Source organism: Agrococcus sp. Marseille-P2731, assembly GCF_900117395.1.
GTDB lineage: Bacteria > Actinomycetota > Actinomycetes > Actinomycetales > Microbacteriaceae > Agrococcus.
Genome location: NZ_FPEG01000003.1, coordinates 869,458 through 881,880, shown reverse-complemented (window position 1 = coordinate 881,880; position 12,423 = coordinate 869,458). Strand labels below are relative to the sequence as shown.

Below are 12,423 nucleotides of genomic sequence, written 5' to 3'. Positions count from 1 at the left end.
ATAACGATTCTCAAAGTACAATCGGGGGATGGACACAGACGAGACCGAGCGCGCGTCGACCGCGTCGACCGCGTCGACCGCGCCGTGCATCCGCGTGCATGCCCTGAGCGCTGCGCGCGGCGATGCGCTCGCGCTCGACGCGGTGACCTGCGACCTGCCCGCCGGAGCCGTGACGGCGATCGTCGGCGGCAACGGCAGCGGCAAGTCGACGCTGCTCGAGGTGCTCGCCGGGCTGCTCGAGCCGACGGCGGGCGAGGTGACGGGGCTGCCCGACGACCGAGCGCTCGTGCTGCAGCGCACCGAGGGCGGCGACCGCTTGCCGCTCACCGCGCGGCAGGCGGTCGAGATGGGCCTGTGGCGCGAGCGCGGACTGCTCGGCCGGATCGGCGCAGAGGGGCGTCGGCGCGTGACCGCGGCACTGCGTGCCGTCGACATGGAGGGCAGCGCCGAGCGGCAGCTCTCGGGGATGTCCGGCGGTCAGCGGCAGCGCGTGCTCGTCGCGCAGGGCCTCGTGCAGCGCGCGCCGCTGCTGCTGCTCGACGAGCCCGCCGCCGCCGCGGATGCCGAGGCCCGCGACCGCATCGACGCGGCGATCGCCGAGGCTGCTGCGGCCGGCGCGACCGTCGTGCTCGCGACCCATGACCGCTCGAGCCTTGCGCGAGCCGATCACGCGATCCTGCTGGAGCGCGGCAGGCTCATCGCCACCGGGTCGCCGAGCGAGGTGGCCGATGCGCAGGCGGCACGAGCGGCGGCTGCGCTGGCGCCGGTGGTGCCGGTGGTGCCGACCTAGCGACGGCCTCGAGGACCGGGCGGAGGCCCGTTGGGCGTCAGCGCATCAGCGCGCCGGCGGCGCGGTCGAGGTGCGCACGACGAGCTCCGGCGCGTAGTTCGTGTGGCTGCGGTCGGGCTCGCCGCTCGTCGTGCCGTCGCGGTGCAGCGCGGCCATGATCCACCCCACCACGTCCTCGCCGTGGCGGGCCGGATCCTGCCGCACGGTCGTGAGCCCGAAGGAGCTCGCCGAGGGGATGTCGTCCACGCCGGTCACGCTCAGCTCCTCGGGCACCCGGATGCCGAGCTGATGCGCCGCGAGCAGCACACCGACCGCCACCTCGTCGGTGCCGGCCATGATCGCGGTCGGGAGGTCGCCGCTCGAGAGCAGCTCGACCGCCGCCCTGTGCGCCCCCTCGAGGGTCGTCGGCATGGTCACGACCGGTCGCAGCGGCAGGCGGTGCCGAGCCGAGACCGCCTCGAACGCCTGCTTGCGACGATCCGACGACGACGAGTCGAAGGGCTGCACCTCGGTGGCGCTCGCGATGTGCAGCAGGTCGGTGTGGCCTAGCGCCACGAGGTGCTCGGTGACGAGCTCTCCGGCGGCGGTGTCGTCGAGGCTGAAGGAGCGGCTGTGCGGCGTCGGCTCGCCCACGGTCGCCACCGGGATGCCGAGCTCGGCGAGGCGGCTGAGGTCACCGCCGACGAGGCTCCAGGTGATGGTCACGAGCCCATCGACCTCGCCGCGCCGCATGAAGCGCTCGAACTTCTCGTGGCCTCCGTGCCCGAAGGCGCCGAGGTCGTAGAGCAGCACGTCGTGCTCGTGGGCATCGGCCGCGTGCGCGATGCCGTGCAGGACGCTGCCGAAGTACCAGCGGTCGACGGATGGGGTCAGCACCCCGATCGTGCGTGTCATGCCGGTCGCGAGTCGGCGCGCGGCGCCGGAGGCTCGGAAGCCGAGCTCCGCAGCGATGCGCTGCACCCGCTCGCGCGTCGCGGGGGAGACGGCGTCGGCGCCCGAGAGTGCGCGACTCGCGGTGGCCTTCGAGACCCCCGCCGCACGGGCGACGTCATCGAGCCGTGGCATCGCGCCTCCTCGTGCCGTGGCAGCGCGCGCGTGCGGGGCCGCGCCACCGGTCTCATCGTTGGAACCGGTTCCAAACGTAGCCCCTCCGGCCGCCCCGGCCAAGGCGCGCGCATGTCGATCGTTGCCGAATCGAAACATCGTCGCGCATCGTTCACCGCCTCGGTGCGCTAGCGTCGCTGGCAATGGAACCGGTTCCGGTTCTGAGGATCGGGCACGGCGCTGTGCGGAATGCTGCGGCGCGTGCCGATTGCACTGAGCGAAGGAGTTCATGTGAAGCACGCACGCAGGATCGCGATGCCGCTGGGCATCGCGGGCGTCGCAGCACTCGCCCTCACGGGCTGTGTCGGCGACGCACCCGCCGACCCCTCGGCCGAGCCGGGCGGCTCGGCTCCCGCAGCCGCCGAGGGCTGCGAGACCTACGCCGACTACGGCACCTTCGATGGTGCCGAGGTGAGCGCCTACGGCACGATCCTCGACGCAGAGGCCGACCGCCTCAACGAGTCGTGGGCCGAGTTCGAGGAATGCACCGGCATCGACATCGTGTACGAGGGCTCCTCCGAGTTCGAGGCGCAGATCAACGTGCGCGTCCAGGGCGGCAACCCGCCGGACCTCGGCATCTTCCCGCAGCCGGGCCTGCTGGCCTCGGTCGTCGGCACCGGTGCCGTGCTCGAGGCTCCGGAGTCGGTGGCCGCGAACGCGCAGGAGTACTGGAACGAGACCTGGCAGGGCTTCGGCACCGTCGATGGCACGTTCTACGCCGCCCCGCTCATGGCCTCGGTGAAGGGCATGGTCTGGTACTCGCCGTCGGTCTTCGAGGAGAACGGCTGGGAGATCCCGACGACGCTCGACGAGCTCGACGAGCTGACCGCGACCGTCGCCGACTCGGATGTCACGCCGTGGTGCGTCGGCTTCGGCTCCGGTGAGGCGACCGGCTGGCCGGGCACCGACTGGCTCGAGGACTACGTGCTCCGCACCGCGGGCGCCGACGTCTACGACCAGTGGGTCACGCACGAGATCCCCTTCGACGCGCCTGAGATCGTCACCGCGCTCGACCGCGTCGGCGACCTGATCAAGAACCCCGACTACGTCAACGGCGGCATCGGCGACGTCTCGACCATCTCCAGCACCGACTTCGGCGAGGCCGGCCTGCCGGTGCTCGACGGTCAGTGCGCGATGCACCACCAGGCCACGTTCTACGAGGGCTTCTTCAACCCGGAGGGCGACGTGAACGTCGCTGAGGACGGCGACGTCTGGGCCTTCCTGCTGCCGGGCGTGGAGGCTGGCGCTGCGGATGTCACGGGTGGCGGCGAGTTCGTCGGCGCGTTCAGCGACGACGAGGAGGTCGTGGCCGTGCAGACGTACCTGTCGAGCCCGGAGTGGGCGAACAGCCGCGTCTCCCTCGGCGGCGTGCTCTCGGCGAACTCGGGTCTCGACCCGGCGAACGCCTCGAGCGACCTGCTGCGCGAGGCGTACGACATCCTCCAGGACGAGAACACCACGTTCCGCTTCGACGGTTCGGACTCCATGCCCGGCGCCGTCGGCTCGGGCACGCTGTGGAAGGGCATGATCGACTGGATCTCCGGTGCCGAGACTGCCTCCATGCTGGCCACGGTCGAGCAGAGCTGGCCGTAACAAGTAGGTGATCGGGCGTGGGGGCCGCAGCTGCGGCCCCCACGCCCGCATCGACGGAGGTAGGTGACTATGACCACGATGGATCTCATCGGCAAGCTGATGCAGGCGGTCGTCGGGCTCGCGGCGTTCGGCGTCGTGATGGCGCTGCTGCTCGCGTTCCTCGATCGCCCTGAGGACAAGCCGTTCGTCAAGGGCTGGGCGGGCATCAAGCAGGGCCTCAGGCCGCGCGTGGTGATCATCGGGGTGCTCCTGCTGATCGCCGTGCTGGCCCGCGTGCTCTACGGCGTCGTGCCGTGGATGACGCAGGGGCTGACGAACGCGGCGATCATCTTCGCCGTCGTCGGCCTGGTGGTCGTCCTGCTCCAGTGGGGGCTCGACCGGATGCTCGCGAGGGTGTCGCCGGCGGTCCGGAGCGCGGTCATGCGCCTCGTCGCCGCCGCCGTCGTGATCGCCGTCGTGCTGGTGACGCAGATGGCGGAGAGCATCCCGATGCTCGACTGGGTCACCTCCGCGCTCATCCTCGCCGCCACCATCGTGGGCTGGCCGCTCGCCGGCGCGCTCGTCGTGACGGCCGGTGTCGCCTTCGCGCCCACGCGCATCCGCCGTGGTCTGCGCCTCATCGTGTGGCTCGTCGCCGCAGTCGCGGTCGTCGCGATCGCGACCCTGATGGAGGCCGGCGGCGAAGAGGCCATCGGTGTCTGGCCGTGGGCGTTCGCCGCGGCCCTCAGCGTCGTCGGCGTGCTCGGCTACGTGGCCGACAAGGACGAGGACTCGAAGCCGATGCTCGTGTTCCTCATGCCCGCCGCGCTGCTGCTCACCGCCGGGCTCGTGTACCCGGCGATCCGCACGGCGCTGCTGGCCTTCACCGACAAGACCGGCACCTTCAACGGCGTCGACAACTTCGTCTGGATGTTCACGCAGCCGGAGGCCCTGGTCACGCTCGGGAACACGGTCGTGTGGGTCGTGCTCGTGCCGCTCATCTCGACGATCGTCGGCCTCGCCTACGCGGTCTTCATCGACAAGAGCAGGGGCGAGAAGGTCTACAAGATGCTGGTCTTCATGCCGATGGCGATCTCGTTCGTCGGCGCCGGCATCATCTGGAAGTTCATGTACGCCTACCGCGGGCCGGAGCAGGACCAGATCGGTCTCATCAACCAGCTCATCGTCATGTTCGGCGGCGAGCCGCAGCAGATCCTGCAGAACAGCCCCTGGAACACGCTCGCGCTGATCCTCGTGATGATCTGGATCCAGACCGGCTTCGCCATGGTCGTGCTGTCGGCGGCGATCAAGGGCGTCGCGACCGAGCAGCTCGAGGCGGCGCAGCTCGACGGCGCCAACCCGTGGCAGCGCTTCCGCAACGTGGTGGTGCCGGGCATCCGCTCGTCGCTCGTCGTGGTCGTCACGACGATCTCGATCGCGACCCTCAAGGTCTTCGACATCGTCCGCACCATGACCGCTGGCAACTTCGAGACCTCGGTGGTCGCGAACGAGATGTACACGCAGGCCTTCCGCTCCGGTGAACCCGGCAGAGGCGCGGCCCTGGCGCTCGTGCTGTTCATCATGGTGCTGCCGATCGTCATCTACAACATCCGTGTCATGAACCAGCAGAAGGCGATCCGATGACCAGCGCCGCAGTGACCCCAGACCCCGCGATCACCACGGCCAGCGCGGAGGCGGCGCTCGGCGGCAAGCCCGAGCGCACGCGCGCCGATCGGGTGAAGCAGCGGCTGACGAGCCCGTGGGCGACGCTCGCGGCGATCGTGATCGCCCTGCTCTGGACGGTGCCGACCTTCGGCCTGTTCCTGTCGTCCTTCCGCCCAGCGGATCAGATCGGCACGACGGGCTGGTGGACGTTCTTCACCGACCCGCAGCTGACGCTCGACAACTACGGCGAGGTGCTCTTCTCCTCGTCGTCCTCGTCGCCGCAGCTCGGCGAGTACTTCATGAACTCGCTGCTGATCTCGATCCCCGGCACGCTCATCCCGCTCGTGCTCGCGTCGCTCGCGGCATATGCGTTCGCGTGGGTGAAGTTCAAGGGCTCGTCGACGCTGTTCGTGATCGTGTTCGCGCTGCAGATCGTGCCGCTGCAGATGGCGCTCATCCCGCTGCTGCAGCTGTTCGTGACCTTCCTGCAGCCGTTCCAGAACGGGCTGCACGAGATCATGCCGTTCGTGAGCGAGAAGCAGTTCCTGCCGGTCTGGATCGCGCACACGATCTTCGGCCTGCCGCTGGCGATCTTCCTGCTGCACAACTTCATCTCGGAGATCCCCGGCGAGGTGATCGAGGCGGCCCGCGTCGACGGCGCCGGTCATGGGCAGATCTTCTTCCGCATCATCCTGCCCCTGGCGATGCCGGCCATCGCGTCGTTCGGCATCTTCCAGTTCCTGTGGGTGTGGAACGACCTGCTCGTCGCGCTGGTGTTCTCCTCCGGCACACCAGACACCGCGCCACTCACCCAACGATTGGCCGAGCTCGCGGGTTCGCGAGGCGAGAACTGGGAGCGGCTCACGGCCGGTGCCTTCGTCTCGCTGATCGTGCCGCTGGCGGTGTTCTTCGGTCTGCAGCGGTTCTTCGTCCGAGGGCTCCTGGCGGGCTCCGCGAAGGGCTGATCCGAGCGGATCGCTGCAGGGCACGGCATGGGGCCGGGACGCGAGTCCCGGCCCTATGCTCGTGCTGTGGACGACCAGCCGGGCAAGGCCAGCGCCGCGTCTTCGAAGGCGCCTGCGCCCGGGGCTGCCAAGCCAGCACCCGGGGCTGCCAAGCCTGCGCCCGGGGCGAGGGCCGCGGACGTCTCGAAGGCGCCTCCCGCCGCGGTCGCCGCGAAGCGGGGCAGCGGGCGCGCCGGCGGCCTGCTGAGCAAGGCGGCCGAGAAGGTGCCGATGCGGTGGCTGACGACCGCGGTCGCCGGCGTGTTCCTCGCCGCGACCGCCGCCTTCGGCGGGCTCGAGACGGCCGCGTCGACGCTGCCCGCGGATCTCGCGGCGGGGGAGACGCACATCGGCCCCTTCGCGTCGTTCACGCTCGAGCGCGCGGTGCTGATCGACACCTTCGACGAGGCCGGCGCCACCGCTGACCCGGCGGCCGGCGAGCGGGTGCTCGCCCTCGTCGGCACCGTGGAGGGGACCTGGGACCGCTCGATGGGCACGGACGCCAGCACCTTCGTGCAGGCGGTCCGCCTCGAGGCGATGCCGGATGCGAGCATGACGGCCGCCGCGCGCCTGGACGACGCGACGCTCTCGCCCAAGGTGCAGCCGGGCGTGCCCGCCGAGCTCGTCCTCACCTGGATCGTGCCGGAGGATCTGTTCGCCGACGGCGACGAGGTGCGGGTCTCGCTCTTCGACCACCAGCTGTACGTGGGTTCGAGCACGCTCTACGGCGAGTACTGGAGCGACCAGGAGCTCGCGGCGACCGTCGTGCTCGAGGTCGAGGACGTCGGGGCCGGCGCCGACGCCGAGGCAGACGGCGAGGAGGCCCCGTGAGGCGCGTCGTGTCGTGGGTCGTCGGGCTCGGGATGATCGCGCTCGCGGCGCTGATCGGCACGCTGACCCTGGGCGACACCGAGACCGCGCAGCCGTTCGTCGTCGAGGCGGCGGTCGGCGAGCGGGCCGAGGCGCGGCTGTTCGCCGCCACGGTGCGCGAGGTGCGAGCGACCGAGCAGCTGAGCGACGCGAGCGGATGGCAGGCGGGAGGCACGTGGGTCGTGGTCGACCTGGACGTGGAGGCCATGCAGACCGAGGTGGCGAGCCTGCTCTCGCTCGCTGAGCTCGATCTCGGCGACCGCGTGATCTCGGCGAGCGAGCGGCCGGAGTCGCTCCGCTCGGCCTCGCTGCGACTCGGCATCCCGCAGTCGGGCTCGCTCGCGTTCGAGCTGCCGGAGGGGGCGCTCACGGGAGAGGCGACGCTGCGGCTGGGGCGATCGCTCGAGACGCGCGTCGACACGATCGTCGAGCTGCGCATCGACCTCGCCGCGATCGAGCGCGAGCCCTCGATCGAGCTCCGGGAGACGGGATGGGCGCAGTGAGGCGCAGCTGGTGGCGCCGGAACGCGATCGCGCTCATCGCGCTCGCGGTGCTCGTGCCGGTGACGGGCGGCGCGATCGCGTGGCAGGAGTGGCGCACGTACTACGAGTTCCGCCACTGGCAGCACCTCCCCGTGGCAGCTGGCGCTTCGATCGAGCTCGACGGCGTCGACATCGGCCCCGCGAGCATCGTCGAGGTTCCGGCGGAGCTCGACGTGGACGTGCCGCCCGGCGCGCGAGCCCTCGCGGCGCAGGTCACCGTCGTCCCCGGCGACGAGCCGCTCTCGTGCGCCCGCCCGCTGCTGGTCGAGCGAGGGACGGGCCGCAGCTGGGAGGGCAGCTGGGGGCCGCTCGGGTGGGAGGGCGAGGTCTCCTGCTACGAGGCGACCGAGCCCGTGTTCCTCAACCTGCTCTACCTCGTGCCGGAGGACGCCGGGCCGTTCGAGCTCGAGGTCGCGATCCTCGGCTCCGAGCCGGTGCTGCCGACGTTCGTCGTCGAGCTGCCCTGAGCCGCGGTCGGCCGCGCTGCCTGCGGCGCTGCCGGACCGGCGATGGCCTCGCGCGCCGACGCATCCGTCGTCGTCGTCGCGGCACCGGCGGGTGCGGCCCCCGCCTCGTGGCGGCGGAGGCGGCCGATCATCGCGTCGTACGCGCCCGCGATGAGCGCGATCCGCAGGGTCTCGACGAGCATCGCCGTGGGCAGGAAGAGCAGCGAGTCCCACACCATCCAGAACTCGTTGAAGCCCTGCGGCCCGACGATGCGGGTCGTGAGCAGCATCAGGCCGCCCTCGAGCCACTCGACGACTGCGTAGAGCAGCACCGCGGTGCCGAACAGCAGGGGCCCGCCCCGGAGCATGAGCAGGATCGCGCGCCAGATGGGCATGAAGCGACCGCTGACCGAGCCCCACGCCTGCTTCGCCTGCGACTGCGCCCACGTGGGCAGCGCGCCGTAGCGGCGGCGGGCCTGCTCGATGCGCTCGTGGACGGGCGCGAGGCGGGGGTCGCCGAGCTGCGCGGGGATGGGGGGCGCCTGCGCGCGCACGGCCTGGCCGTACATCACGCCGCCGATCGTCAGCCACGCCAGCGGCTGGCCGAGCGCCGAGCCGAGGTGGCCGAGCGCCCAGTCGATGCCATCCCAGAGCCACGCGATCGGCGCGACGGAGGCGGCGAGCCAGCCTCGCGCATCCGCCACCCAGGCCATCGCCTGGCGGTCGTCGACCCAGGCGGTGACGAGCGGCAGGTACTCGCCGATGAGGAGCACGAACAGGAAGACCCACACGCCCTCGAGGTAGACGGCGATGACCGAGACCCAGCGGGGGAGGCGCTGCTCCCAGCGGCCCCACGCGAGCCGGCCCGCGAACGCGATGCCGAGCGCGATGAGCACCGCTGGGCTGAGCAGCACCTCGTTGACCGTGCCGGTGCTGTCGAACTCCTCGCCGGTGACGAACGCGCCCCAGCTCAGGGACGACTGCACCTCGAGGGCGCGGGTGGCGTAGGCGTCGGCGTCCTCCTGCACGTTGCCGGTGGCCATGTAGACGGCGAAGAACGGCAGGACGCCGCCGAGCAGGGAGGCGACGAAGGTCTTGCGGCGCGCCTCGGGCGTGGTGGGCGGGGGAGCGATGGCGCTCAGCTCGCGCAGGCTGCTGCGCACCACGAGGAACATGCCGACGAACGACGCGAGGCGCGCGAGCACGGCGAGCGGCAGGATCAGGAAGCCGGCGACCGCGCTGAAGGCGCCCACCCAGCCGGCGATCTCGATGAGCACGTAGCGGCTCAGCACACCGCCCAGGTGCCAGGCGAGGAGCGCGGGCCAGTGCTGGACGAGGACGCGTCCGATGGTGGCGAGCATGCCGAGCACGGCATCAATCTAGTGGGTGGGTGGCGGGTTCTTACGCCTTCGCGAGGGCGCGGTGCACGGGCACGACCGCTGCCGCGCTCCAGGCCTGCGGCCGGCAGGATGCGGGGTAGGCGACGGGCGTGGAGGCCTCGGCGGCTGCGAAGCCCGCAAAGAGCTCCGGCAGGCGACCGCCGAAGGCGTCGGCGGCTCGCACGAGCTGCGCGGAGAGCACCCGCGCCTCGTCGTCGAGACCCGCTCGCAGCATCCCCTCGATGACGACGCCCGTGTCGTGCGGCCACACCGAGCCGCAGTGGTACGACAGCGGCCAGTAGCCGCCCTCGTCGCTCGCCATCGTGCGCAGGCCCCAGCCGGAGGCGAAGCGCTCGTCGACGAGCAGGCGGGCGACGTGCGCCTCCTCCGCGGGGCTCAGCAGCGTCGTGCCCAGCAGCTGGCCCATGTTGGAGGACTTGGCGTCGACCGGGGTGCCGGTGCCGTCGAGGGCGATCGCCGGGTAGTGCTCCCCGCCGCGCTCGACCCAGAAGGTGGCGCGGAAGCGAGCGCGCATCGCCTCGGCCCACGCGCGCCACTCGTCGCCGTCGCCGCCGAGCGCCTCGAGCAGCTCGGCCCCCGCGGCGGCGGCCTGGCACGCCTGCGCCTGCACCTCGCACAGCGCGATCGGCCCCTCGGCGATCGAGCCGTCGCGGAAGCGGATGGAGTCGCCCGAGTCCTTCCAGCCCTGGTTGGCGAGGCCCGTGCCGGTCTCGTCGATGTACTGCAGGAACCCGGAGTCGCCGGGGCTGCCGTGGTCGCGCATCCAGGCCAGCGCCGCCTCCAGCGCCGGCTGCAGCTCGCGCACCGCGGCCAGCGGCAGGCCCGCCCGCCACGCCTCGTGCAGCAGGATGACCCAGAGCGGCGTCGCGTCGATCGTGCCGTAGTAGACGGGCGGCAGCACGATGCCCTCGCCCGGCATCGTGAACGTGGCCTGGCGGATCTCGTGCAGGATCTTGCCCGGCTGCTCGGCGGTCGCCGGATCGATCGACACGCCCTGGCGGGCGGCGAGCGTGCGCAGGGTGCCGACCGCCACGTCGAGCGACAGCGGCAGCAGCAGCCGCGCGGTGATGAGCGTGTCGCGGCCGAAGAGCGTCATGAACCAGGGCGCGCCGGCCGCGGCGAAGGGCCCCTGCCCGGTGTCGAGCAGCAGGGCCTCGAGGTCGCCGACCGCGCGCGCGGCCCAGCGGTCGAGCGCGGCGTCACCGCTCGGCGAGAGAGCGCCGAGGCTGCGGCGGGAGGCGGGCCCGACGACCGCGGTCGGGTCGGCGACCGCGAGCTCGAGCAGCACCCCGAGCGTCTGCCCCGGCGGCACCTCGAGGCGCCACTCGGCGTGCACCGAGTCGCCGTCGCGCTCGATCGCGGCCGCGCCGGGCGCAGACACCTCGAGCGATCGCGTGCCATCATCCGCGGCCAGCCCGCGGGCGGTCTCGCGCCACGAGAGCGCCACGGGCGCCGGCAGTCCGGCCTTGACGCTCGAGAGCTCGGCGAACGAGGCGTCGAGCGACAGGCGCACCGGGGCGACGACGGATGCGTCGAGGCCGTTGCGCACGAGCACGCGCTCCACCAGGCGGCCGGCCGAGACCTCGCGGCGGCGCTCGACGAGCACCCGGGGGTCGGGCGTCGCGTCGTCGATCGAGCGCGTGACGCCGTGGAAGCTCGCGGCGCTCGCGGTGGCCGCCGTGCCCGTCGCCTCGACGGTCTCGCCCGCGATCGTGAGCCGGAGGCCGCTGACGTAGCGCCAGTCGCCGTGGAACACGCCGTCGATCGGTTCCCCGCCCATCTCGCCCGACACATCCGACCACGCCTGGGTCGGGGCTTCGAGCACGACGAGGGCATCGTGCAGCAGCGGCTGCCTGCCGTGCTCCTGGTGCGGGGGCTCGGGGTGCATCGATCGCCTCTTCCGCTCGTGCTTCACATCCGACGGGGGATACGCTACCGTCACGATTGGAACGATCCAAGAGTGAAGCGCAGCCACGCTGCGAAGTGCCGGCACGAAGGGGTGACGATGGCTACGACGCTCGTCGACGTCGCCGCCCACGCCGGCGTCTCGGTGCAGACCGTCTCGAACGCGCTCAACAATCCGGCGCTGCTGAAGGCCGACACCCTCGCACGCGTGCTCGCCGCCGTCGAGGTGCTCGGCTACTCGCCCAACATGCAGGCGAGGCGGCTGCGGCAGCGCACCGTGTCGACCATCGGGCTGCGCATCGAGCCGCTCGCCGACAACATCGCCTCGTCGCTGCTCGACCGATTCCTGCACGAGCTGACCGCGAAGGCGGATCTGCAGGGCCAGCACGTCGTGCTCTTCACCGCCACCTCCGACGAGGAGGAGGTCGAGAAGATCCGCGGCCTCGCGAGCGGACGGGTCGCCGATCGCTTCATGCTCACCTCGACGCACATGGGCGACGCGCGCGTGCCGGCGCTCCTGGATGCGGGGCTGCCCTTCGTCACCTTCGGCCGCCCGTGGGGCCCCTCGCCCCAGCACTCGTGGGTGGACGTCGACGGCGCGGCGGGCACGCGAGAGGCCACCGAGGTGCTGCTCGACGCCGGTCACCGCCGCATCGGGTTCCTGGGCTGGCCCGAGGGCAGCGGCTCCGGCGACGACCGCCGACTGGGCTGGGCGAGTGCGATGCGCGAGCGGCTCGGCGTCGACGGGCGCGACCTCGACGCGCTCACGGTGCGCAGCGAGGACGGCGTCGCCGAGGCGCTCGCCGCCGTGGCCCCGCTGCTCGAGCAGGGCGTCGACGCCCTGGTGTGCGCCTCCGACTCGCTCGCGACCGGTGCCATCGGCGCCCTCGCGCAGACCGCCGCCCGCGTGCCGGTCATCGGCTTCGACAACACCTCGCTCGCGGCCGGCCTCGGCTTCCCGAGCGTCGACCAGAGCCTCGGCGAGGTCGCGGCGGCAGCGCTGCTGGCGCTCGACCCCGAGGCCGGCGTCACCACGACCCTCGTCACACCGCAGCTGGTGCGGCGCGACGACGCACGGTGGGGGATCGCCCCCGCCGCCGACCGGGGCTCGACCCCATCCTGAAA

11 protein-coding genes are annotated in these 12,423 nt (G+C 72.1%); 8 read left to right on the top strand and 3 right to left on the bottom strand.

The window, feature by feature from the left end; genetic code table 11:
- The first annotated feature begins 28 nt into the window (after positions 1-28).
- Positions 29-790: an ATP-binding cassette domain-containing protein gene (locus tag BQ6202_RS12355; RefSeq protein WP_072314704.1), complete on the top strand. Its 762-nt coding sequence runs from the start codon at positions 29-31 to the stop codon at positions 788-790.
- Positions 791-835: 45 nt separating this feature from the next.
- Here the strand turns inward: BQ6202_RS12355 and BQ6202_RS12350 are convergent, their stop codons facing one another.
- Positions 836-1,855 (bottom strand): LacI family DNA-binding transcriptional regulator, encoded by a 1,020-nt coding sequence (locus BQ6202_RS12350; RefSeq protein ID WP_072314703.1) that lies wholly within the window; start codon positions 1,853-1,855, stop codon positions 836-838.
- 294 nt (positions 1,856-2,149) lie between these two features.
- Here BQ6202_RS12350 and BQ6202_RS12345 point away from each other — a divergent pair, with 294 nt between their 5' ends.
- From BQ6202_RS12345 to BQ6202_RS14800, 6 genes are all read left to right on the top strand, one after another.
- Complete coding sequence (locus BQ6202_RS12345; RefSeq protein WP_072315170.1) at positions 2,150-3,487, top strand: ABC transporter substrate-binding protein; 1,338 nt, start codon at positions 2,150-2,152, stop codon at positions 3,485-3,487.
- A gap of 666 nt (positions 3,488-4,153) precedes the next feature.
- Positions 4,154-5,110: a carbohydrate ABC transporter permease gene (locus BQ6202_RS12340; RefSeq protein ID WP_072315169.1), complete on the top strand. Its 957-nt coding sequence runs from the start codon at positions 4,154-4,156 to the stop codon at positions 5,108-5,110.
- Positions 5,107-6,096: a carbohydrate ABC transporter permease gene (locus tag BQ6202_RS12335; protein ID WP_083587263.1), complete on the top strand. Its 990-nt coding sequence runs from the start codon at positions 5,107-5,109 to the stop codon at positions 6,094-6,096. The genes BQ6202_RS12340 and BQ6202_RS12335 overlap by 4 nt, the downstream gene beginning before the upstream one ends.
- A gap of 66 nt (positions 6,097-6,162) precedes the next feature.
- Positions 6,163-6,966, top strand: coding sequence for a hypothetical protein (locus tag BQ6202_RS12330; RefSeq protein ID WP_083587262.1), 804 nt, complete (start codon positions 6,163-6,165; stop codon positions 6,964-6,966).
- Positions 6,963-7,508, top strand: coding sequence for a hypothetical protein (locus BQ6202_RS12325; protein ID WP_072314702.1), 546 nt, complete (start codon positions 6,963-6,965; stop codon positions 7,506-7,508). Before BQ6202_RS12330 ends, BQ6202_RS12325 begins: the two co-directional genes overlap by 4 nt.
- Entirely contained in the window at positions 7,505-8,014 is a 510-nt protein-coding gene (locus BQ6202_RS14800) for a tetratricopeptide repeat protein (protein WP_159433645.1), read from the top strand. The genes BQ6202_RS12325 and BQ6202_RS14800 overlap by 4 nt, the downstream gene beginning before the upstream one ends.
- Here the strand turns inward: BQ6202_RS14800 and BQ6202_RS12320 are convergent.
- Positions 7,918-9,363, bottom strand: coding sequence for a hypothetical protein (locus BQ6202_RS12320; RefSeq protein WP_072314701.1), 1,446 nt, complete (start codon positions 9,361-9,363; stop codon positions 7,918-7,920). The two genes, BQ6202_RS14800 and BQ6202_RS12320, sit on opposite strands and share 97 nt — an antisense overlap.
- Positions 9,364-9,394: 31 nt before the next feature.
- Positions 9,395-11,281 (bottom strand): glycogen debranching N-terminal domain-containing protein, encoded by a 1,887-nt coding sequence (locus BQ6202_RS12315; RefSeq protein WP_072315166.1) that lies wholly within the window; start codon positions 11,279-11,281, stop codon positions 9,395-9,397.
- 117 nt (positions 11,282-11,398) lie between these two features.
- Here BQ6202_RS12315 and BQ6202_RS12310 point away from each other — a divergent pair, with 117 nt between their 5' ends.
- Positions 11,399-12,421, top strand: a complete 1,023-nt coding sequence (locus BQ6202_RS12310) for a LacI family DNA-binding transcriptional regulator (RefSeq protein ID WP_072315165.1) — start codon at positions 11,399-11,401, stop codon at positions 12,419-12,421.
- Positions 12,422-12,423 lie beyond the last annotated feature (2 nt).